The organism is Novosphingobium sp. AAP93, from assembly GCF_001296055.1.
Taxonomy (GTDB): domain Bacteria; phylum Pseudomonadota; class Alphaproteobacteria; order Sphingomonadales; family Sphingomonadaceae; genus Novosphingobium.
On record NZ_LJHZ01000016.1, the window covers coordinates 1 to 19885 of the forward strand.

At 65.8% G+C, this 19885-nt stretch carries 27 protein-coding genes; 18 read left to right on the forward strand and 9 right to left on the reverse strand.

The window, feature by feature from the left end:
* Window positions 1-93: 93 nt before the first annotated feature.
* Both IP83_RS02735 and IP83_RS02740 read right to left on the reverse strand, forming a co-directional pair.
* On the reverse strand, window positions 94-1383 hold the full coding sequence (locus tag IP83_RS02735; protein WP_054120677.1) for an acyl-CoA dehydrogenase family protein: 1290 nt from the start codon (window positions 1381-1383) through the stop codon (window positions 94-96).
* A gap of 92 nt (window positions 1384-1475) precedes the next feature.
* On the reverse strand, window positions 1476-2342 hold the full coding sequence (locus IP83_RS02740) for an SDR family NAD(P)-dependent oxidoreductase (RefSeq protein WP_054120678.1): 867 nt from the start codon (window positions 2340-2342) through the stop codon (window positions 1476-1478).
* A gap of 185 nt (window positions 2343-2527) precedes the next feature.
* Between IP83_RS02740 and IP83_RS02745 the strand changes: the two genes are divergently transcribed.
* The 3 genes from IP83_RS02745 (at window position 2528) to IP83_RS02755 (ending at window position 5796) form a co-directional block, all read left to right on the forward strand.
* Entirely contained in the window at window positions 2528-3688 is a 1161-nt protein-coding gene (locus tag IP83_RS02745; RefSeq protein ID WP_054120679.1) for an acyl-CoA dehydrogenase family protein, read from the forward strand.
* A 156-nt stretch (window positions 3689-3844) separates the two neighbouring features.
* The gene (locus tag IP83_RS02750) at window positions 3845-4984 is read left to right on the forward strand and encodes an acyl-CoA dehydrogenase family protein (RefSeq protein ID WP_054120680.1); all 1140 of its coding nucleotides are present in this window, start codon (window positions 3845-3847) and stop codon (window positions 4982-4984) included.
* A gap of 11 nt (window positions 4985-4995) precedes the next feature.
* Window positions 4996-5796, forward strand: a complete 801-nt coding sequence (locus IP83_RS02755) for an SDR family oxidoreductase (protein ID WP_054120681.1) — start codon at window positions 4996-4998, stop codon at window positions 5794-5796.
* Window positions 5797-5814: 18 nt separating this feature from the next.
* Here the strand turns inward: IP83_RS02755 and IP83_RS19800 are convergent, their stop codons facing one another.
* From IP83_RS19800 to IP83_RS02770, 4 genes are all read right to left on the reverse strand, one after another.
* Window positions 5815-6543 (reverse strand): hypothetical protein, encoded by a 729-nt coding sequence (locus IP83_RS19800; protein ID WP_156309552.1) that lies wholly within the window; start codon window positions 6541-6543, stop codon window positions 5815-5817.
* 132 nt (window positions 6544-6675) lie between these two features.
* Window positions 6676-7329, reverse strand: coding sequence for a guanylate kinase (gmk, locus tag IP83_RS02760; RefSeq protein WP_054120682.1), 654 nt, complete (start codon window positions 7327-7329; stop codon window positions 6676-6678).
* 31 nt (window positions 7330-7360) lie between these two features.
* Entirely contained in the window at window positions 7361-7741 is a 381-nt protein-coding gene (locus IP83_RS02765; RefSeq protein WP_231624877.1) for a hypothetical protein, read from the reverse strand.
* A gap of 2 nt (window positions 7742-7743) precedes the next feature.
* Window positions 7744-8235 carry an SspB family protein gene (locus IP83_RS02770; protein WP_054120684.1) on the reverse strand — a complete coding sequence of 164 codons (492 nt, stop codon included), beginning with the start codon at window positions 8233-8235 and terminating at the stop codon, window positions 7744-7746.
* A 93-nt stretch (window positions 8236-8328) separates the two neighbouring features.
* Between IP83_RS02770 and hisB the strand changes: the two genes are divergently transcribed.
* From hisB to IP83_RS02840, 15 genes are all read left to right on the forward strand, one after another.
* Window positions 8329-8922, forward strand: a complete 594-nt coding sequence (hisB, locus tag IP83_RS02775) for an imidazoleglycerol-phosphate dehydratase HisB (protein WP_054120685.1) — start codon at window positions 8329-8331, stop codon at window positions 8920-8922.
* A complete protein-coding gene (gene hisH, locus IP83_RS02780) occupies window positions 8915-9535 on the forward strand; it encodes an imidazole glycerol phosphate synthase subunit HisH (RefSeq protein WP_082364437.1) in 621 nt (206 codons plus the stop codon). The genes hisB and hisH overlap by 8 nt, the downstream gene beginning before the upstream one ends.
* Window positions 9532-10257: a 1-(5-phosphoribosyl)-5-[(5-phosphoribosylamino)methylideneamino]imidazole-4-carboxamide isomerase gene (gene hisA, locus IP83_RS02785; RefSeq protein ID WP_054120759.1), complete on the forward strand. Its 726-nt coding sequence runs from the start codon at window positions 9532-9534 to the stop codon at window positions 10255-10257. Before hisH ends, hisA begins: the two co-directional genes overlap by 4 nt.
* Window positions 10254-10463 carry a hypothetical protein gene (locus IP83_RS02790; protein ID WP_156309553.1) on the forward strand — a complete coding sequence of 70 codons (210 nt, stop codon included), beginning with the start codon at window positions 10254-10256 and terminating at the stop codon, window positions 10461-10463. The genes hisA and IP83_RS02790 overlap by 4 nt, the downstream gene beginning before the upstream one ends.
* Window positions 10460-11221, forward strand: a complete 762-nt coding sequence (gene hisF, locus IP83_RS02795) for an imidazole glycerol phosphate synthase subunit HisF (RefSeq protein WP_054120688.1) — start codon at window positions 10460-10462, stop codon at window positions 11219-11221. Before IP83_RS02790 ends, hisF begins: the two co-directional genes overlap by 4 nt.
* 158 nt (window positions 11222-11379) lie before the next feature.
* Window positions 11380-11541, forward strand: a complete 162-nt coding sequence (locus IP83_RS19805) for a PEP-CTERM sorting domain-containing protein (RefSeq protein WP_304437611.1) — start codon at window positions 11380-11382, stop codon at window positions 11539-11541.
* A 126-nt stretch (window positions 11542-11667) separates the two neighbouring features.
* Window positions 11668-11991, forward strand: a complete 324-nt coding sequence (locus IP83_RS02800) for a phosphoribosyl-ATP diphosphatase (protein WP_054120689.1) — start codon at window positions 11668-11670, stop codon at window positions 11989-11991.
* Between the two features lie 2 nt (window positions 11992-11993).
* Window positions 11994-12377: a histidine triad nucleotide-binding protein gene (locus IP83_RS02805; protein ID WP_054120690.1), complete on the forward strand. Its 384-nt coding sequence runs from the start codon at window positions 11994-11996 to the stop codon at window positions 12375-12377.
* Between the two features lie 90 nt (window positions 12378-12467).
* Window positions 12468-12935, forward strand: coding sequence for a YbgC/FadM family acyl-CoA thioesterase (locus IP83_RS02810; protein WP_054120691.1), 468 nt, complete (start codon window positions 12468-12470; stop codon window positions 12933-12935).
* Window positions 12932-13645, forward strand: coding sequence for a protein TolQ (gene tolQ, locus IP83_RS02815; protein WP_054120692.1), 714 nt, complete (start codon window positions 12932-12934; stop codon window positions 13643-13645). The genes IP83_RS02810 and tolQ overlap by 4 nt, the downstream gene beginning before the upstream one ends.
* 3 nt (window positions 13646-13648) lie before the next feature.
* Window positions 13649-14110: a protein TolR gene (gene tolR, locus IP83_RS02820; protein ID WP_054120693.1), complete on the forward strand. Its 462-nt coding sequence runs from the start codon at window positions 13649-13651 to the stop codon at window positions 14108-14110.
* A gap of 10 nt (window positions 14111-14120) precedes the next feature.
* On the forward strand, window positions 14121-14999 hold the full coding sequence (locus tag IP83_RS02825) for a hypothetical protein (RefSeq protein ID WP_054120694.1): 879 nt from the start codon (window positions 14121-14123) through the stop codon (window positions 14997-14999).
* Between the two features lie 4 nt (window positions 15000-15003).
* On the forward strand, window positions 15004-16380 hold the full coding sequence (gene tolB / locus IP83_RS02830) for a Tol-Pal system beta propeller repeat protein TolB (RefSeq protein ID WP_054120695.1): 1377 nt from the start codon (window positions 15004-15006) through the stop codon (window positions 16378-16380).
* Window positions 16381-16434: 54 nt separating this feature from the next.
* On the forward strand, window positions 16435-16974 hold the full coding sequence (gene pal / locus IP83_RS02835) for a peptidoglycan-associated lipoprotein Pal (protein ID WP_054120696.1): 540 nt from the start codon (window positions 16435-16437) through the stop codon (window positions 16972-16974).
* A gap of 22 nt (window positions 16975-16996) precedes the next feature.
* Complete coding sequence (locus tag IP83_RS02840; RefSeq protein WP_054120697.1) at window positions 16997-17542, forward strand: J domain-containing protein; 546 nt, start codon at window positions 16997-16999, stop codon at window positions 17540-17542.
* Here IP83_RS02840 and IP83_RS02845 read toward each other — a convergent pair.
* Genes IP83_RS02845 through IP83_RS02855 form a run of 3 tightly spaced genes read right to left on the reverse strand, consistent with a single transcriptional unit; the run spans window position 17528 to window position 19882 of the window.
* A complete protein-coding gene (locus IP83_RS02845; RefSeq protein WP_054120698.1) occupies window positions 17528-18721 on the reverse strand; it encodes a CCA tRNA nucleotidyltransferase in 1194 nt (397 codons plus the stop codon). The two genes, IP83_RS02840 and IP83_RS02845, sit on opposite strands and share 15 nt — an antisense overlap.
* Window positions 18714-19316: a CoA pyrophosphatase gene (locus IP83_RS02850; protein ID WP_054120699.1), complete on the reverse strand. Its 603-nt coding sequence runs from the start codon at window positions 19314-19316 to the stop codon at window positions 18714-18716. Before IP83_RS02850 ends, IP83_RS02845 begins: the two co-directional genes overlap by 8 nt.
* Window positions 19313-19882, reverse strand: a complete 570-nt coding sequence (locus IP83_RS02855; protein WP_054120700.1) for a DUF1285 domain-containing protein — start codon at window positions 19880-19882, stop codon at window positions 19313-19315. Before IP83_RS02855 ends, IP83_RS02850 begins: the two co-directional genes overlap by 4 nt.
* Between the last annotated feature and the right edge of the window lie 3 nt (window positions 19883-19885).

The window sequence follows — 19885 nt, forward strand, 5'->3', positions numbered from 1 at the left end:
GGGGGGGGGGGGGGGGGGGGGGGTGTGTTGGGGTTGAGCTCGAACATGCCCTCCCCCGGCCCCTCCCGCAAGCGGGAGGGGAGATTTCTGGCCTTACCGCGAGATCGCCATGTCGCCCGAGCTGAAGCCCGGATCGCTCGGCAGATCGGTGTGGCGCGCGTATTCGATGCGGGCGACGGCTCGGGCGTGGACTTCGTCCGGACCGTCCGCCAGCCGCAGCGTGCGCTGGTGCGCGTAGGCTTCGGCGAGGCCGAAGTCTTCCGAGACGCCGCCGCCGCCGTGGGCCTGGATCGCATCGTCGATGATGCGCAGCGCCATGTTGGGTGCCTGCACCTTGATCATCGCGATTTCGAGCGCGGCGGCCTTGTTGCCGACCTTGTCCATCATGTCCGCCGCCTTCAGGCAGAGCAGGCGGGTCATCTCGATATCGATGCGGGCGCGGGCGATGCGTTCTTCCCACACCGAATGCTCGGAAATCCGCTTGCCGAACGCGACGCGCGACTGGAGGCGGCGTGCCATCTTGGCGAGCGCTTCTTCGGCGACGCCGATGGTGCGCATGCAGTGGTGGATGCGGCCCGGCCCGAGGCGGCCTTGCGCGATCTCGAACCCGCGCCCTTCGCCGAGAACGACGTTGGAGACGGGGACGCGGACGTTCTCGAGCACGACTTCCATGTGGCCATGCGGCGCATCATCGTAGCCGAACACCGGAAGGTGGCGGATGATGTTCACCCCCGGCGCGTCCATCGGAACAAGCACCTGCGATTGCTGCTGGTGACGCTTGGCCGACGTGTCGGTCTTGCCCATGACGATCGCGATCTTGCAGCGCGGATCGCCGAGGCCCGATGACCACCACTTGCGGCCGTTGATGACGTATTCGTCGCCTTCGCGGACCATGCGGGTTTCGATGTTGGTGGCGTCCGACGAGGCGACCAGCGGCTCGGTCATCAGGAAGGCGGAGCGGATCTCGCCGTTCATCAACGGGCGCAGCCAGCGCTCCTTCTGCTCCAGCGTGCCGTAGCGGTGGAACACTTCCATGTTGCCGGTATCGGGCGCGGAGCAGTTGAACACTTCGCTGGCCCACGAAATGCGGCCCATTTCCTCGGCGCAGAGCGCATACTCGAGGTTGGTGAGGCCGGGGCCTTCAAACTCGAATGTGTCTTCCACATGGTGATGCCCGGCGTTGCGCGGGGGCATGAACAGGTTCCAGATGCCGGCGGCCTTGGCCTTGGCCTTCTCTTCCTCGACCACCTGCAGCACCTTCCAGCGGCCACCGCTGGCCTGCTCGGCCTTGTAGTCCTTGTGGCGCGGGCGGACGTTGGTCTCGATGAAATCGCGCACGCGATTGCGCCAGTAGACCTGCCGTTCGGTGGGTTCGAAATCCATGTTTGCTCTCCTGCGGTGCGCCGGGCGGCACCGTTCTTGTCTCTTGATTTAATCTGTCGGTTAAACCTTGCGCCAGATCAAGCGCAGAAAGTTCAGGCCTGTGCTTCGGCCGCCGCTTTCATCTGGCGGAGCGCTTCGAACATATCGGGCATTTCCGGATCCCACGAGTGGCGCGGGCCAATGGTGAGGCCGCCGTCGACGATGATCGAGGTGCCGTTCACGAAGCTTGCCGCCTCGCTGCACAGGTACGCCACGGCTTCGGCAATGTCGCTCGGCTGGCCGCCGCGCGCGACGGGCTGGGCGGCCTGGCTCATCATCGCGATGGCGCCCTTGGCCTGCGCTTCGAGCTCGGCGGGGACTTCGAGCGAGGTGGTGAAGATGTTGGTGTTGATGAAGCCGGGCTGCACCGCGTTCACGCGGATCTGGTGGCGGGCAAGATCGGCGGCGCTGGTCTTGGTGAGGTGGAGCACGCCCGCCTTGGCCACGGCATAGGCGTTGGGCGAGTAGCCCGGGCCGACCGCGGCGACGCTGGAGGTGTTGACGATGGCTGCGCCCCCTGTTCGTGTAGATGGGCGGCCGATCATGTGCGGCACGGCATAGCGGATGCCGAAGGCGACCGAGCGCAGCAGGAGGTGCATCGTGCGGTCCCAGCCGTCGGGCTCGATCTCGTCGATCTTGGCCATGTCGCCGCCCGCGCCCGCATTGTTGAACACGGCGTCGATCCCGCCGGTTTCGGCAGCGGCGCGGTCCATCAGCGCCTTGATGTCCTCGCAGTTGCAGACGTCGCAGCGCACGGTGTGCACCTCGCCGTTGGACTCGGCAGCGGTCTGCGCGAGGCCGGCTTCGTCGATATCGGCGGCATAGACCTTCGCGCCCTCGGCGGCGAACAGCAACGCGGTGGCGCGGCCGATGCCCGATGCGGCGCCGGTGACGACGACGGTCTTGTTGTGGAATCGCATGAGAACCTCTCCGTTGTTCTGATTTTGCCGCGAGCTTAGGCTCAAGCGGCTCCTCGTCAATGCCGAACGGCTTTACGCTACGGCATGCGGGGGCTGCGCGATTGGCGGAAAACCTTGGCAAAATCGGCGCTTGCCAGCGCGCGGCGAGTCGCCTTAACCTCTCGATTAAGAGAGGAGCAAAAGCCATGTCGGAGCTGGAAGCTTTCCGCGCGGAAATCCGCGCGTGGATCGAGGCGAACTGCCCGGAAGAGATGCGCAAGCCCGTGCAGGGCGAGGACGACATCTGCTGGGGCGGGCGCAATTTCGTGTTCAAGAGCGCGGCGCAGAAAGCCTGGATGGAGGTCTGCGCGGCCAAGGGCTATACCGTGCCCGATTGGCCCAAGCCCTATGGCGGCGCCGGGATGAGCCCGCCGGAAGCCAAGATCTGGCGCGAGGAGCTGGCACGCGCAGGGGCGCGGCCGCCGCTTTCAAGCTTCGGCATCTGGATGCTCGGGCCGGCGCTGCTGAAGTTCGGCACCGAAGAGCAGAAGGTACTCTACCTCAATCAGATTGCGCGGGGCGAGATTCGCTGGTGCCAGGGCTATTCGGAGCCGGGTTCGGGTTCGGACCTCGTCTCGCTCCAGACTTACGGCGAGGATAAGGGCGACCACTGGGTGGTCAACGGCCATAAGATCTGGACGAGCTATGCCGACAAGGCTGACTGGATTTTCTGCCTCGTCCGCACCGACAAGACCAATGTCTATCAGGGGATTTCGTTCCTGCTGTTCGACATGACGACGCCGGGCGTGACGACCAAGCCGATCAAGCTGATCAGCGGCAATTCGCCGTTCTGCGAGACGTTCTTCGACAACGTGGTGGTGCCCAAGCACCAGATCGTCGGTCAGCTCAACCGGGGCTGGGACGTGGCGAAGTACCTCCTCGGCCACGAGCGCGAGATGATCTCTGGCGCGGGCGGCGGCGAGCAGACTTCGACGATCGGCAAGGTGCTGACGCGCAATGGTCTCGACGATCCGATGCTGCGCGCGGAGCTTGCCCAGTTCGATATCGATGCGCTGGCCTTTGCGGCCTGCGGGGAGAAGTTCCTCGACGAGATCAAGGTAGGCAAAGCGCACCCCGCCAAGCCCAACATGATGAAGTACGCCGGGACCGAGCTCAACAAGCGGCGGCACGAGCTGCTGATGGCGGCGGGCGGCAGCACGGCGCTGGAGTGGGAAAGCGAGGAAACACGCGGCGGCGCACCGGCGCGTTCATGGCTGCGCACCAAGGCCAACTCGATCGAGGGCGGCACGAGCGAGGTCATGCTCAACGTCGTCGCCAAGCGCATTCTCGAACTGCCGGGGGCGTAAGGCTCGCACACCCCCACACCCCGCTCACCCTGAGCTCATCCTGAGCTTGTCGAAGGACGAAGGGTGCTGGCGCAACCGTCGGGCATGATGCTTCGACAAGCTCAGCATGAGCGGGATTGGGTTTTTTGATGTTATTCAAGGCTTAGGAGTGCATCCATGCCGCTGTACCATACCGAAGATCAAGCCATGCTGGCCGAGAGCGTCACCGGCTTCATGGCCGATGAAGGCGGGATCAAGAAGCAGCTGCGCCACTGGCGCGACATCAATTGCAAGGACGGCTTCGGCCACGGCTTGTGGAAGCAGTTTGCCGAGATGGGCCTCACCGGCATGCTGGCCGACGAGGCAGACGGCGGCCTTGCCATGGGCCACGTCGAGGCGGGGATCGTGCTCGCCGAGATCGGTCGCAACCTGACACCGTCGCCGTTCCTGACGACATCGGTGATGGGCGTGACCGCGCTGAACCACGCGTCGGACGACCTGCGCGGGCGCTGGCTGCCGGGGATCATCGCGGGCGAGACCGTGCTGGCCATGGCCATCGACGAAGGCGCCAAGCACAAGCCGGAGAAGATCGCCTGCCGGGCCGAGAAGGCGGGCAACGGCTTCCGCCTGACTGGCACCAAGGACTTCGTCATTCATGGCACGTCGGCGGATGCGATTATCGTGGCGGCGCGTACGTCCGGCAGCGATAGCGATGCCGACGGCGTGACGCTGTTTGCCGTGCCCAAGGACGCGGCGGGCATCGGGCACAATGCGGTGCGGCTGGTCGATAGCTCCATCGCCAGCCACGTTCGCTTTGATGGCGTGGAGCTCGATGGTTCGAGCGTGATCGGCGAAGTCGATGGCGGGCGCGCGGTGCTGAACAAGGTGCTCAGCGCGGGGCGCATCGGTGCGGCGGCGGAGCAGACCGGTGTGGCCGGCGGTGCCTTCGCGATGACGACCGGGTACCTCAAGACGCGCAAGCAGTTCGGCAAGCTGATCGGCGAGTTCCAGGCGCTGCAGCACCGCGCGGCGCATCTCTATTCAGAGCTGGAGATCGCCGAGGCGGTGGTGATCAAGGCGCAGCAGCTGCTCGACGGCGGCTCGGAGCGGGCGGAGCTGATGGTCTCGGTCGCCAAGGCCAAGGCGGCGCGCGCGTGCAACCTTGCCGTGCGCGAGGGCGTGCAGATGCACGGCGGCGTGGGCATGACCGACGAATACGACATCGGGCTCTACATGAAGCGCGAGCGTGCGCTGACCGAGTTCATGGGCGATGCCAATTACCATGCCGAGCGCGTCGCGCAGCTCAGCGGCTACTAAGGATACCTGACATGGATTTTGCCAAGCTTTTCAGCCTCGAAGGCCGCGTCGCGGTGGTGACGGGCGGTTCGCGCGGGATCGGGCGGATGATTGCCGAAGGCTTCATCGCGGCGGGCTGCGAGCGGGTCTACATCACGGCGCGCAAGGCTGCTGTGGTCGAGGAAACCGCCGCCGAACTCGGGCCCAAATGCATCGCGCTGCCGGGCGATATCTCGACCTTTGCGGGGATCGAGGCGCTGGCCGAGGACCTGGCCCAGCGCGAGAGCCGGATCGACATCCTCGTCAACAATGCGGGCGTCGCGTGGGGCGCGGAGTTCGACGATTTCCCGGAAATGGGCTGGGACAAGGTGATGAACCTCAACGTCAAGACGCCGTTCTTCCTGACGCAGAAGCTGCATGGCCTGCTCAAGGCGGCGGCAGGTGAGCATCCGGCCAAGGTGATCAACATCGCCTCGATCGACGGCCTGCGCGTCAACCCGTGGGAGACCTACAGCTATCAGGCCTCGAAGGCGGCGCTGGTGCACCTGACACGGCGCATGGCGGCGCGGCTGGTGAAGGACAACATCATCGTCAACGCGATCTGCCCGGGCGCCTTCGCTTCGGAAATGAACAAGGCGGCGGCGAAGAACCCTGAGGCTTCGGCGCGGGGCATCCCCTTGAAGCGCATCGGCAATCTGGAAGATATGGCGGGCGGGGCAATCTTCCTTGCAAGCCGCGCGGGCGACTATGTGATCGGTACGCCGCTGCCAATCGATGGCGGCATCGTGAACGCGTGGATCCCGGACAACCACATCAACCCGCTGGGGGAATGAGGGGGCTGCACTGTTTTCCTAGCGGAGAGATACTGGCTTATTCTTGCTAGGACTTTGGAGGTAAATCTTGGCTTGTCTGCTGCCGATAAAGTACCCAGCTGCGGTGATCAGCATGAATATTACATATCCCGATAGCGCGTTGGGAGAGAAAATCGTCTCCTCAAATCTGAAAAGGTAGGGGTACCAGCCGAAGTAACAAATTAGACAGCTGGATATAGACGCTACAAGCGCAAAGGGTGCAGGTCTCAATCGGCGCTTTCCGGCAAAGAATGCCAAAACTGCCGCATGTGCGAGGCAAACTAAAAATATACCCAATGACTCGATGTGATCATATAGGAGGTTTTGCCAAAATTGATCCCACGCAGCTTTGGTTCGGGCATCCCGATCGGCAAACCACTCAGGAGAACCGGGTGCGAGTGCCACTTTACCGTTCCAAGGCATGCGTGCCGAATTAGGGATTGTCATGTGGACCTGAGGGGACTGGCTTGGAGCTTGTTCTTTGCCAAATTTTTCTCCCGCATGGAGGATTCGCTCAATTTCAGGATCAAGCGTGGGTTTCGATTTTGGGGGCGGAGGTGATTTGGTGTGCGCAGAGGCGTCAATCGCGGCCTGCATCTTTGCGCCGATCTCTTTGAGACGAGCAATCTCGGGGTCGTCTGATGAGGCAGATGCCGTCGGCGCTGCAGCAAGTGCAAGGGCAAGCAAGAATGGCACGTTCAGTTCATCCGTAGTGACGATGAATGGCATAGTAACCCGGCTCGGGTGATTTGTCGCGCACAAGAGAACATCAGATCAAATGTCTGTCTGCATGAGATAACTTGCAAGCTACCGGCGCAGAGCCTCTCTCCCAACTCTCTCCCCTGAAGGGGAGAGCGCCATTCAGGGCCGCATCAATTCCCGCACGAAGCCGATCAGGCCCGTCTGGCGGGCGCGCTTCATGCGTTCGGCGTGGAGGATTTCGCGCACCTTGGCGAAGCACTGCTCGATATCGTCGTTGACGACGACGTAATCGTAGCCGTCCCAGTGGCTGATTTCGGCGCGGGCGCGTTCCATGCGAGCGGTGATGACTTCGGCGCTGTCCGTGCCGCGACCGGTCAGGCGGCGGCGCAGTTCGTCGATGCTGGGGGGCAGGAGGAAGACGCGGACCACGTCGGTCTCAAGCTTCTGGTAGAGCTGCTGCGTGCCCTGCCAGTCGATATCGAAGAGGAAGTCCTCGCCCGCGCGCAGGCCTGCCTTCACTTGCGCCTTGGGGGTGCCGTAGCTGTGGCCGAAGACGTGCGCCCATTCGAGGAACTGCTCGTCCTCGATCATCTGGTCGAACTGCTCCTGCGTGACGAAGTGGTAGTCCTTCCCGTCGACTTCGCCAGGCCGCATCGGGCGCGTGGTGGCGGAAACGGAGAGGCGGAGCGCGGGATCGCCTTCGAGCAGCATGCGCGAGATCGTCGTCTTGCCCGCGCCCGAGGGCGAGGACAGGATGAACATCAGGCCGCGGCGGTGGAGCGCGTCGGAAGTCTGGGGAGTCGGCTGGACCATGCGCGCTGTTGGCGCATGCCTGCCCTCCGGGTCAAGGGCGCTTGGCCTTTGGGCGGTTCTTGCGGTGCTCGTGGAGCGTCTTGGCGAGCAATGCGCCGCCGACGACGATGGCGCCGGGAACCGAGCGCGTGGCGATGCGCGTGGCGGCGGCGGTGATCAGGCGCATGCCGATGCCGCGCTTGGGCCTGGGTACTTTGGCGGCCTTTTCCGCCGCTTTTGCGCCCGCAGCCTTGGCGGCCGACTTCAGCACTTCGGGCGCGGCGCCGAGGATGCCGCGGTCGACGCCTTGCTTCAGCAGCCGGGAACCCGCGCGCATCGCGATGCCGGCAAGGATCGTGCGGGTAAGGGGACCGACCGGATCGGGCGATTCGGCAGGGACCTCGGAAGCTTCCGGAGCCGGCTTGCCGGGCACGGTCACTTCTTGCGGCCGAAATCCACGGTGACGACGTTGGAGCCGTCATCGGAGCCCGTCGGCTCGTTGCCTTCAGGCGAATCGTTCTCCGCGTCGTGCAGCGCTTCGTCTTCCTCGACATCGCCCGAGGTCTGGAACTGCAGGCCGAAATCGACAGCCGGATCGACAAAGGCGGTGATTGCGCTGAACGGGACCACCAGCGTGGACGGGATCTGGTTGAACGAGAGGCCGACGCTGAACCCTTCGGACGTGACTTTCAGGTCCCAGAACTTGTTCTGGAGCACGATGGTCATCTCGTCCGGAAAACGCTCCTTGAGGCGCGGCGGGATGGCCACGCCGGGGGCGCCGGTCTTGAACGTGATGTAGAAATGGTGCGCGCCGGGCAGCATGCCGCCCGCGCTTTCGACCTGGCCGAGCACGCGGCCGACCACTGCGCGCAGGGCTTCCTGCACGATTTCGTCGTAGGGGATCAGGCTGTCGGGTCCGTCGCTCATCACCCCCAAGGTGGCTTGGTGCGCCGCGCGGGTCAAGGGGGAGCGGTGTGCAGGCAATTGATTTTGGCCGGAAGTGGCCTATAGGCCGCCCTCATGCGCACCGGATCGATCGCCCGCACCACGCACGAAACCGACATCAAGGTCGCCGTGAACCTCGATGGCACCGGCACGTTCGATGTGAACACCGGGATCGGTTTTCTCGACCACATGATCGAGCAGTTCAGCCGCCATTCGCTGATCGACGTGACCTGCCACGTGAAGGGCGACCTCCACGTCGACCAGCACCACACGACCGAAGACAGCGCCATCGCGCTGGGGCAGGCGATCGCGCAGGCGCTCGGCGACAAGAAGGGCATCGCCCGCTACGGCACGGCCTATTCACCGATGGACGAGGCGCTGGCCCGCGTGGCGCTGGATATTTCCGGTCGTCCGGTGCTGGTGTGGAAGGCACAGTTCACGCAGCCGCGTCTTGGTGAGATGGATACCGAGCTGTTCGAGCACTGGTTCCAGTCGATCAGCCAGGCCGCCGGGATCACGCTGCATATCGAATGCCTCTACGGTTCGAACAACCACCATATCATCGAAAGCATCTACAAGGGCTTTGCCCGCGCGATGCGCAGTGCGGTCGAGATCGATCCGCGAAAAGGGGATGCGGTGCCGAGCACCAAGGGTATCCTCGGTGGCTGAAGTCCTCGCCTTGGTCGACTACGGCGCGGGTAACTTGCGCTCGGTCGCCAATGCACTGAAGGCGGCTGGCGCGGAAGGCGTCGCGGTGACGGCGGACCCCAATGTGGTGCGTGCGGCGGATCGCATCGTGCTGCCGGGTGTCGGCGCGTTCAAGGCCTGCATCGAGGCGCTGAAGGCGGTGCCGGGGCTGGTCGAGGCGATGAGCGAACGCGTGCTGGTGGGCGGCGCGCCATTCCTTGGCATTTGCGTGGGGATGCAGCTGCTGGCGGACCGGGGCATCGAGTTCGGCGTGACCGAGGGGTTGGGCTGGATCGGCGGCGAAGTGCGCGCGATCGAGCCGAGTGACCCGGCGATCAAGGTGCCGCACATGGGCTGGAACGATGTCGCCCCGATGCACCACAACGAGCTGATCGTGCCGGGCGAGGCCTATTTCCTGCATTCCTACCACTTCGTGCCCGAGGAAGGCGCGAGCATTGCGGCGATGACCGACCATGGCGGCGGATTGGTCGCGGCGGTGGGGCAGGACAATGTGCTCGGCGTTCAGTTCCATCCCGAGAAGAGCCAGGATTACGGGCTGGCCTTGCTCGCAAGATTTCTGGAGTGGAAGCCTTGATCGTATTTCCGGCCATTGATTTGAAGGGCGGACAGGTCGTGCGGCTGGCTGAGGGCGATATGGCGCGCGCGACGGTCTATGGCGATGATCCGGCGGCGCAGGCCATGCTGTTTGCCGAAGCCGGTTCGCAGTACCTCCATGTCGTGGACCTCGATGGCGCGTTCGCGGGCGAGGCGGTGAACCGCGCGGCGGTCGAGGGAATTCTAAAGGTCTTTCCCGGCCACGTGCAGCTGGGCGGGGGCATCCGCAACCCGATTGCGGTCGATGGCTGGTTCGATCTGGGCGTGAGCCGGGTGGTGATCGGTACGGCGGCGCTGAAGGACCCGCAGTTCGTGAAGGACATGGCCAAGGCCTATCCGGGCGGGATCGTGGTGGCGGTCGATGCGCGTGACGGGATGGTCGCGACCGAAGGCTGGGCGGAAGTCTCTGACGTTTCGATCGTGGACATGGCGCGGCGGTTCGAGGATGCGGGGGTCGCCTCGATCCTGTTTACCGATGTGGGGCGCGATGGCCTCCTCAAGGGCTGCAATATCGACGCGACGCTGGACCTCGCGCGAGCGACGCGGCTGCCGGTGATCGCCAGCGGCGGGGTGAAGGGCATCGACGATATCCGCATGCTGAAGATCCACGAGGCGGACGGCATCGAGGGCGTGATTACCGGGCGCGCGCTGTTTGAAGGGCGGTTGGATCTTGCCGCTGCGATTGCGATGGCTGAGGCGTGATGGTTTACCTTTGGGCCCTCGGAGTTGCGCTGGTGCTCTGGGAAATCATTGTCGGCATCCAGGCGAGAAAGATCTCACCGCTCGGTTATGTCTATCTTCGAGCGCATCGAGACAAAGAGCCGGTCCGGTTCTGGTTGTTTTTCAGCTTTGATGCGTTGTTTCTGATTGTTTTCGCTTTCTTACTCGTTGGTGAGCTTCGCCCATGACCGTCCGCGTCCGCGTCATTCCCTGCCTCGATGTGCGCGATGGGCGCGTGGTGAAGGGCGTGAACTTCGTCGATCTGCGCGATGCGGGCGATCCGGTCGAGCAGGCGCGGGCCTATGACAAGGCGGGCGCGGACGAGCTGTGTTTTCTCGATATTTCAGCGAGCCACGAAGGGCGCGGCACGCTGCTCGATGTCGTGGCGCGCACCGCAGAAGTCTGCTTCATGCCGCTGACTGTGGGCGGCGGGGTGAGGAGCGCCGAGGATGCGCGCGCGCTGCTGCTCGCGGGGGCGGACAAGGTGGCGGTCAATTCCGCGGCCGTCGCGCGGCCCGAACTGGTGCGCGACATTGCCGAGCGGTTCGGCGCGCAATGCGTGGTCGGCTCGGTCGATGCGCGGCGCACCGGTCCGGGCAAGTGGGAGATTTTTACCCATGGCGGGCGCAAGGCGACCGGGATCGACGCGCTGGCCCATGCCGAGCACCTCGCCACGCTTGGCGCGGGCGAACTGCTTGTCACTTCGATGGACGGGGATGGCACGCAGGCCGGCTACGACCTTGAACTGACGCGCACGATTGCCGATGCGGTGCCGGTGCCGGTGATCGCGAGCGGGGGTGTCGGCAATCTGGACCATCTCGTCGCGGGCGTGCGCGAGGGGCATGCGAGCGCAGTGCTGGCGGCCTCGATCTTTCACTTCGGCACGCACTCGATTGCCGAGGCCCATGCGGCCCTGCGCACGGCGGGGATTCCGGCGCGCGGATAGCCCTGCCGACTGTCGGAATTTCTGACAAATGCCGCCGGAACGCTGCGGACGTTAACTAGCGAAACCTGCTTATATCCTTGATTTTTCGGTTCTTGGCACAGGCATTGCATTAACTTTTTAGTCATCTTTGCTTCCCTAGGAACCTTCGCGTGTCGCGAATGCTCTCTGCCCTTGTCGTCCTTGTCCTCACCGCCGGCCCTGCCTTTGCGCAGGCGAGCGGGGGGACGGCGATTCCGGAACCCACCGATGGCGCGCTTTTCGCGATCGGGCTGGCCGGCCTGATCATTGGCCGCCGGGTGGCGAAGCGCAAAGAGGACTGAGCGCCCGGCGCCAGGTGTCTCGACTTCGCTCGACACGAACGGATGTACTTCGCCAGGCACGAACGGATGGCGGGTGCTGCTCCGCCAAACTTGACCTTCCCAATCCAGCACGCCATGCCCGCGCGCATGGACGAAACCACCCTCCTGTCCCGCCTCGAAGCCACCATCGCCGCGCGCCGCGCCGGTGATCCGGATGCCAGCTACGTCGCGCGCCTCAACGCCAAGGGGCGCGGCAAGATGGCGCAGAAGGTGGGCGAGGAAGCGACCGAAGTGGTGATCGCCGCGCTGACCGGAAGCCCCGAGGCGCTGGTCGGCGAAGCGGCGGACCTGCTGTTCCACCTGCTGGTGCTGATGGGCGATTGCGGCATTTCGCTCGCCGAGGTGACGGCGGAGCTGGAGCGGCGCGAGGGAACGTCCGGGATTGCCGAGAAAGCCAGCAGGAGCTCTTGAACATGGCGGTCGATGCCACGCAAGCCTATGACGACCAGAACGTCTTCGCGAAGATCCTGCGCGGAGAGATCCCGTGCCGGAAAGTCTACGAGGACGCGTGGAGCCTCGCTTTCCACGACATCAACCCGCAATCGCCGACGCACATTCTGGTGATCCCCAAGGGCGCCTATGTGAGCTGGGACGACTTTTCGGCGAAGGCCTCTGATGCCGAGATCACCGGCTTCGTGCGCGCGGTTGGCCATGTCGCGCGCGAGGCGGGGCTGGTGGCGCCGGGGTATCGGCTGCTCGCCAACACCGGCACCAACAGCCACCAGGAAGTACCGCACCTGCATGTGCACGTGTTTGCGGGCCGGCAGCTGGGGCCGTTGCTGGCGCGGGTGGACTGAAGCCGGGGCTGGGCTTCACCGTAATGGGTTAACAAATCGCAGCCTTTGATCTTGCCTCGCGAGTCGCGGCAAGGCTAGGACAGGCCGCGCATGCCTCTCCCGCTCCCCCCCTCCGGCTGTTTCGACGGCGCGCGGCACCTTTATGCGGTACGCGTATACTTTGAGGACACCGATCTTTCCGGGGTGGTCTATCACGCGAATTACCTACGCTGGTTCGAACGCGCGCGCTCGGACATGCTGCGTCTGCTGGGTATCGACCAGCGGGGCGCGCAGGAAGCGGGCGAGGGCGCGTTTGCCGTCACCGATCTGGCGCTCAAATATGCCCGCCCGGCGCGGCTTGACGACGATGTGCTGATCGAGAGCACTGTCGCCGAAGTTTCACGCGTGACGTGCAGTCTGGTCCAGAAGGCGTGGCGCGGCGAGGAACTGCTGGCCGACGGTCAGGTGCGTGTCGCTTTCGTCTCGCCGCAAGGCCGCGCGCGGCGGTTGCCGGCGCATTTCCATACCGCATTCACGGCGCTCACGGCGCCATCGCCCGAAGGGTCCGTCCATCCATGATGCTTTCCGTTCTTGCCGCTGCCGCAACAGGCATAACTGCTGGCATGCCGACCCGGCTCAACCCGGTCGCGCTGTTTCTCCATGCCGATATCGTGGTGCAGGTGGTGATGGGCGCGCTGGTGCTCGCCTCGGTGTGGGTGTGGATGATCATTGTCTCGTTCTCGCTCCGCATGGGGAGCGTCCAGCGCAAGTGCGACAAGTACGAGACCGCCTTCTGGGAAGCGCGCGATGTCGACGCCTTCCACAAGGAAAACGGCAGCAAGGACGTGCCGAGCGCGCGGGTGGTGACGGCGGCGCTGGCGGAGTGGCGGCGCTCGACCTCGGGCAAGACGATTGACCGCGAAGGCACGCGCCAGCGCCTCAACAGCGCGATGGAAAGCGTGGTGACGTCGGAGACCGACCGGCTGGCGGGCCGGCTCAATTTCCTCGCGACAGTGGGTTCGGTCGCGCCCTTTGTCGGCCTGTTCGGCACGGTGTGGGGCATCATGGACAGCTTCTTCAATATCGGCGCGCAGCAGAATTCCTCGCTCGCGGTGGTGGCGCCGGGCATTTCGGAAGCGCTCTTCGCAACCGCCATCGGTCTCTTCGCGGCGATCCCGGCAGTGATTGCCTACAACCGCTTCTCGCACCGCGTGAACCGCTTCGAGACGCGGCTGTTCCGCTTTGCCGACCGCTTTCATGCCACCTTGAGCCGCGAGCTGGAGCAGTAGGCCGTGGCGATGAACATGGCCTCGGGGGGCAGTGGCGGCCGGCGCGGACGGCGCGGACGGCGCAGCGCGGCGATGAGCGAGATCAACGTCACGCCGCTGGTCGACGTGATGCTGGTGCTGCTGATCATCTTCATGGTGACCGCACCGATGCTGACTGCGGGCGTGCCGATCGATCTGCCGGACAGCCAGGCCGAGGCGCTCAAGACCGAGCAGAAGGCGATCACCGTCAGCATGGACGGCGAGGGGCGCATCTTCCTCGACGATCAGGAACTCGCGCCGGGTGAACTCTCGGACCGCCTGACGGGCCTTGCCGTGGCAGGGCCGGACGGCAAGCTGCCGCAAGTGACGCTGCGCGCTGATCGCGGGCTTGATTATGGCCGCGTGGTGGCGGTGATGGGCGCGCTCAATGCGGCGGGGTTCAAGTCGATCTCGCTGGTCACCAACGGTTCAGTAACGGCGCCGTAGGCGGACGGGAATGAGCGCCTCTTCCTCCTCATCGGGCCTCTCGCGCGAGGAAGCGCTGGCGCTGGTCATCGCGCTCGCGGCGCATGCCGGGCTGATCGCGGCGCTGACGCTGTCGCCGCCAGGCAAGTCGATCATGTCCCCGCCCGAGCGGCTGACAGTGACCTTCGCCGACGAGACGGCGGAGACTTCGACGTCGCCCAATCCGAACGAGGAAGCCGCGCCTGAAACCGCGCCGGTGCTGGGCGAGCCTGCGCCGGAACCCGCGCCGCCGCAGCCGGTCCCGCAGGTCGCGCAGCCGCAGCCGAAGCCGGTTCCGCCCCCGCCTCCACCTCAGGCCAAGCCCGCACCGCAGCCCAAACCGGCGCCGCGCCCCACGCCCGTAGCGCAGCCGCGCGTGGCTCCGGCGCCCCCGCCCAAGCCCGCCGCCAAACCGGCTACCGTATCGCCCGCGCCGGACAATCGCCAGCGCCGCCGGCCGGACGCGCCGAGCGGGGCGAGCCAGATCGGCACCGATTTCCTCTCCGGTATCCCCACCGGCACGCGCCCCGGCGCGAAAGGCAATCCGGCCGATGCGGTGAGCGCCGAGGCCAAGGCGGCGATCCGCGTGACGATCAACCGCAAGGTGGTTCCGCCGTGGAACAGCTGCCCGCTGAGTGGTGTCGAGATCGAGAAGCTGCGCGCCAAAGTGACCTTCCAGCTAGACCGCGCCGGGAACATCACCAGCATTGCATCGCCGGTGCTTTCCGGCCAGACTCCCGCCAACTCGCCGCAAGTGGGCCGCTTCACCGAATGCGCGGTGCGCGCGATCCGGACGGCGGCTCCGTTCAACCTTCCACCGGAATCGTACGATTTCTGGAAGACCTACACGCTCAATTTCAGGAAAGAGTAGAGCCTTGCGTAGCACTCTTGTCGCCGGCCTTTGCGCGTTCCTTGCCGTCTCGCCTGCTCTGGCGCAGCAGGTGCCGTCTCCGCAGCCCAGCGCATCGGCGGCGGCGCCTGCGGACACCTCGCCGGAAGAGGATGTCGTCGGCACGATCAACAACGACGCGGCGATCGCGATTCCGGTGTTTCCGACCAACGAGATGCTGCCGACCGCAGCCGAGGGCGGGAACACCGAGGCGCTGGGCCGCAATCTGGCGCGGGTGATCTACGGCGATCTCAAGAACAACGGCCTGTTCCGCCCGGTCGGCCCCGATGCGCTGCCGGGTATCGGCTATGGCGAGGTGACCGCGCCGCAGTTTCCGAACTGGCGCGCCCGTTCGGCGGAGATGCTGGTGCAGGGCTTCGTCAAGGCGGGCGCGGACGGGCGGCTGACGGTCGGCTGCTACCTCTACGACGTGGCGCTGGGCAGCGAACTGGCGCGGCAAGGCTATGTGGTGAAGCCCGAGGAATGGCGGCGTGCGGCGCACAAGTGCGCGGACATGGTCTATTCGCGGCTTTCCGGCGAAAGCCCGTTCTTCGACAGCAAGATCGCCTATATCGCCGAGACGGGGCCGAAGGGAAACCGCCGCAAGCAGCTGGCGATCATGGATTCGGACGGGGCGAACCACCGCTTCATCACCAACGGACAGGCCACCGCGCTGACCCCGCGCTATTCGCCCGATTACTCCAAGATTGCCTACCTCAGCTTTCTGAATGGCACCCCGCGCATCTATGTCTACGATATCGGCAGCGGGCAGCAGCGATTGGTGACCGAAGGCAAGGGGCCGACCTTCGCGCCGCGCTGGTCGCCCGATGGCAAGTACATCCTCTATTCGATGGCGATTGCCGGCAACACCGACATCTACCGCGTGCCCGCGACCGGCGGGGACTCGGTGAAGCTGACGGATTCGCCGGGGATCGACGTGGGCGGCAGCTACTCGCCCGATGGCAGCAAGATCGTGTTCGAAAGCGACCGGTCTGGCAGCCAGCAGATCTACGTGATGAACGCGGACGGCACGAACCAGAAGCGCATCAGCTTCTTCGGCGGCCGGGCGGCGACGCCTGAATGGAGCCCGCGCGGGGACCAGATCGCCTTCACGCATATCGCGGGCAACTTGCGCATCGCGGTGATGAACCCGGGCGGAGGCGACATGCGCTACCTGACCGACAGCTGGCAGGACGAAGCGCCGACGTGGTCGCCCAACGGGCGCATCGTGCAATTCTTCCGCACCGCCAAGACCAGCGGCAAGACCTCGATCTGGCAGGTGGACCTGACCGGGCGCAACGAGCGCAAGCTCAACACGCCGGTTGATGCCTCGGACCCGGCGTGGGGCCCGGTATTGCCATAAACCGGTGGCAAAACTGATTGCCGATTCGCCTTGTGCAATGCACTGTGGCGCTGAATGACCAAAGGAGACAGCCTCGTGAACCGCAAGATTCTGACTGCCCTGCTGCTCACCTCCGGCCTCGCGCTGGCGGGCTGTGCCACCAAGCCCAAGGAACTGCCGCCGCAGCCGAGCGGTGCAACGACGACCACGACGACCCCGCCGCCGCCGGTAACCACGCCGTCGGGGCCGGTGCCGGGCAGCCGCGCTGATTTCATGGCTTCGGTGCTGGGCGACACGATCCTGTTCGACACCGACCGCTACAACATCGACAGCGAGGATCAGGGCATCCTGCAGAGCCAGGCGCAGTGGCTGGCACGCTATCCGGGCAAGCGCGTGACCGTGGAAGGCCACGCCGACGAGCGCGGCACGCGGGACTACAACCTCGCGCTCGGCGAGCGCCGTGCCAATGCGGCGAAGAACTATCTCGTCAGCCTCGGGATCGACGCCTCGCGCATCACCACGGTGAGCTATGGCAAGGAGCGGCCTGTCGCGCTGGGTTCGGATGAAGCGAGCTGGGCCAAGAACCGCCGCGCGGTGACCGTCACGGTCGAGTAAGCGAGGACGCGGGACCGCAGGGGTGGCACGGCAGGGCAGATCGGCAGACTGGGGGTTCCCCCGGTGGCGCGGCTATGAAAGCGCGCGCGAAGCTGCCCCTGTGCGCCTGTGCGACCGCGCTGGCTGCAACGAAAAGGGCGAGTGTCCGGCGCCCAAATCGCCCAACAGCCCTGAGCGCTGGTACTTCTGCGTGGCCCACGCCTCGGAATACAACCAGGGCTGGAACTACTTCGAAGGGCTCGACAAGGAAGAAGCCGAACTGCGCGAGAAGGCCGAGCGCGGCGAGGCTTCGGGCTATGCGCAATCGGCCTATCAGGCCTGGGCCGGTCCCGGCGACGGGAGCCGCAGCCGCGACGAGATGCGCGCGCTGGAAGCGCTGGGGCTTGAGGTCGACGCCGACTTCGAGGCGGTGCGCAAGGCGTGGCGCAGCAAGGCCAAGGAAGTCCACCCCGATGTGCGACCGGGCGACAAGGAAGCCGCAGCCGAGTTCCTGAAGCTGCAGACCGCCTATGAAGTGCTGCGCGCTGCGGAAGAGCGGCGCGAGTGGAAGGGCTCAGACGGGGCCTGAACGCCCCGCAATTTCCGCATCGAGCAGCGCCATTACGCGCGCTTCATCGGGGAATTTTTCCTCGACCCACTGCGCTTCGACGGTGCGAAGGATACGGGCGACTTCGGGGCCGGCGGTGATGCCGCGCGCGACGATCATGCCGCCTTTGAGGGGGAACTGCGGGATATCCCAGCCAGCGAGCGGGGTGATGTCGCCGCCTGTGATCAGCAGGCGATCGCGTGCGGCTTCGCGGCCCACGCGGTAGGCCAGCGGGCGCGCGGCTTCTTCAGGGACAGTGCGCGCGGCAACCGTGGCGAGGTGCTTGCGCTGGGCGATGGAGAGGCGAAGGCGCGCGCCGACCTGTTCGGCGAGTGCAGGCTCGGCGGGGAGCAGCGCGGCGAGGCGGCGCAGGGGTTCGGGCACGATGGCTTGGGCCTGCTCGGCAGTGACGAGCGGGGGCAGCGCGGCGGGGTCTGCTTCGGGCAGGATTACTGCGAGCACGCCCAGTTCAGCCATGCGTGACACCGTGGGGGCGGGATTGGGCAGGGCGAGGAGCAGCAAGAGCTCGCTGGCGATGCGTTCGCGCGAGAGGCCCTTGAGGCCGGGGGCGAGCGCGCTGCAGGCGGCTTCGGCGGTAGCGTCTGCGGGCAGCGAGCCGAAGCGGGCCTGAAAGCGGAAATAGCGCAGGATGCGCAGGTAATCCTCGCGGATGCGCTGCTCGGCATCGCCGATGAAGCGCAGGCGGCGTGCATCGAGGTCGTCGAGGCCGCCGAAGTAGTCATGGACGGTGAGGTCCCTCGGATCGGCATAGAGCGCGTTGATCGTGAAATCGCGGCGGGCGGCGTCTTCCTGCCAGCATTGCGAGAAGGCTACGGTGGCATGGCGGCCATCGGTGGCAACATCGCGGCGCAAGGTGGTGATCTCGACCGGTCCGCCTTCCAGCACGGCGGTGACGGTGCCGTGAGCGAGGCCAGTGGGCACGCTGCGGATGCCAGCTGCGGCGAGGTGCTCGATCACCGCAGGCGGCTCGAGCGGAGTCGCCATGTCGATGTCCTTCACCGCGATGCCGAGCAGCGTATCGCGCACCGCACCGCCGACATAGCGGACAAGGCCTTTGCCGTGAGGATCGAGCGCGGCCACCAGTGAGGCGAGGTCCTCGCGCTGGGTCCAGTCGGCAGCGGGGAGGCGGGCGTCAGCCATGCCAGCGGATCCGCTGCGCCAGATTGGCGATGATCCCGGCGGTGACGCCCCAGATGCGGTGCTCCTGCCACAGGATCTCGATGTAGCTGCCGCGCCGGCCGGACCATTCGCCGGTGTGGCGGACGTGGTTTTCTGCATCGAGCACGAAGCCCAGCGGCGGCTCGAACCAGCCGGCGACTTCGGCGGGATTGGGCTGGATCGGCAGGTCGGGCGGGACCATCGCGAGGACGGGCGTGATGTCGTAGCCGGTGCCGGTGCGGTACTGGTCAGTCGCGCCGATCACGTCGACAAGCGCGGGATCGATGCCGAGCTCTTCGTTCGCCTCGCGCAGGGCGGCCTCAATGGGTGTTTCGCCGGGATCGAGCTTGCCGCCGGGAAACGCCGCCTGCCCGGGATGCGCGCGCATATGCGATGGGCGGTGGATGAGAAGTACGCCGGGGCCTTCGGGATGATCGGGTCGGTCCGTGACGGCGATCAGCACGGCGGCGGGGCGCAGCGGTGTATCGGGGAGCGGGCGCCAATCCTCATAGGCCGGGGGCACCGGCGCCGCGTGGCCCACGTCGAACAGCTCGGCAAGGCGCGCGCGCAGGCTCATGCGGGGAGCAGGGCGAAGCGGGCGCCCCTGCTTTCGACGGCGAGAGCTTCGGGCTCGGAAAGCGTCAGCGCGTGGTCGATCAGCTGGCCGTAGGTGCTGCGGTTGAGCCGTGCCTCGGTGCCATGGCGCACGGCGAGGTAGTAGGCCGGGACGTCGGCGGTGCCGCGCACGATCAGCGGATGATCCGGGCCGGCGAGCACCACGTCGTCGGTGTTGAGGCGGAAGGCGATGACCGGGCGGCCTGCCTCGTCGTGGCGCACTTCCATGTCGGTGGCGATGAAGGCGGCGTCATCCACCTCGATGGAGAGGCGCTCGTAAGGCGTCATCAGCCAGTGTTGGCCAGTATCGTCGCGGGTGAGCAGGCCGGAGAAGGCGCGGACCATGGCCGGGCGCGTGATCCGGCCACCTTCGTGGAACCATGTACCGTCCGCGGCAATGCGCATGTGGCTGTCGCCCTCGCGCACCGGAGTCCAGCTGGCAAGCGGCGGCAGGCGGCGCGCGGCCACAGCTTCGGCCAGTTCGGCGAGCGAGAGTTTGGCGAGATCGGCAGGCGGTTCGTAAGGCACGCT

Bases quoted from the DNA above. Each gene is read 5' to 3' on its own strand.
- IP83_RS02735 (WP_054120677.1), bottom strand. From the start codon at position 1,383: ATGGATTTCGAACCCACCGAACGGCAGGTCTACTGGCGCAATCGCGTG.
- IP83_RS02740 (WP_054120678.1), bottom strand. From the start codon at position 2,342: ATGCGATTCCACAACAAGACCGTCGTCGTCACCGGCGCCGCATCGGGC.
- IP83_RS02745 (WP_054120679.1), top strand. From the start codon at position 2,528: ATGTCGGAGCTGGAAGCTTTCCGCGCGGAAATCCGCGCGTGGATCGAG.
- IP83_RS02750 (WP_054120680.1), top strand. From the start codon at position 3,845: ATGCCGCTGTACCATACCGAAGATCAAGCCATGCTGGCCGAGAGCGTC.
- IP83_RS02755 (WP_054120681.1), top strand. From the start codon at position 4,996: ATGGATTTTGCCAAGCTTTTCAGCCTCGAAGGCCGCGTCGCGGTGGTG.
- IP83_RS19800 (WP_156309552.1), bottom strand. From the start codon at position 6,543: ATGCCATTCATCGTCACTACGGATGAACTGAACGTGCCATTCTTGCTT.
- gmk (WP_054120682.1), bottom strand. From the start codon at position 7,329: ATGGTCCAGCCGACTCCCCAGACTTCCGACGCGCTCCACCGCCGCGGC.
- IP83_RS02770 (WP_054120684.1), bottom strand. From the start codon at position 8,235: ATGAGCGACGGACCCGACAGCCTGATCCCCTACGACGAAATCGTGCAG.
- hisB (WP_054120685.1), top strand. From the start codon at position 8,329: ATGCGCACCGGATCGATCGCCCGCACCACGCACGAAACCGACATCAAG.
- hisF (WP_054120688.1), top strand. From the start codon at position 10,460: ATGACCGTCCGCGTCCGCGTCATTCCCTGCCTCGATGTGCGCGATGGG.
- IP83_RS19805 (WP_304437611.1), top strand. From the start codon at position 11,380: ATGCTCTCTGCCCTTGTCGTCCTTGTCCTCACCGCCGGCCCTGCCTTT.
- IP83_RS02800 (WP_054120689.1), top strand. From the start codon at position 11,668: ATGGACGAAACCACCCTCCTGTCCCGCCTCGAAGCCACCATCGCCGCG.
- IP83_RS02805 (WP_054120690.1), top strand. From the start codon at position 11,994: ATGGCGGTCGATGCCACGCAAGCCTATGACGACCAGAACGTCTTCGCG.
- IP83_RS02810 (WP_054120691.1), top strand. From the start codon at position 12,468: ATGCCTCTCCCGCTCCCCCCCTCCGGCTGTTTCGACGGCGCGCGGCAC.
- tolQ (WP_054120692.1), top strand. From the start codon at position 12,932: ATGATGCTTTCCGTTCTTGCCGCTGCCGCAACAGGCATAACTGCTGGC.
- IP83_RS02825 (WP_054120694.1), top strand. From the start codon at position 14,121: ATGAGCGCCTCTTCCTCCTCATCGGGCCTCTCGCGCGAGGAAGCGCTG.
- pal (WP_054120696.1), top strand. From the start codon at position 16,435: ATGACCAAAGGAGACAGCCTCGTGAACCGCAAGATTCTGACTGCCCTG.
- IP83_RS02845 (WP_054120698.1), bottom strand. From the start codon at position 18,721: ATGGCTGACGCCCGCCTCCCCGCTGCCGACTGGACCCAGCGCGAGGAC.
- IP83_RS02850 (WP_054120699.1), bottom strand. From the start codon at position 19,316: ATGAGCCTGCGCGCGCGCCTTGCCGAGCTGTTCGACGTGGGCCACGCG.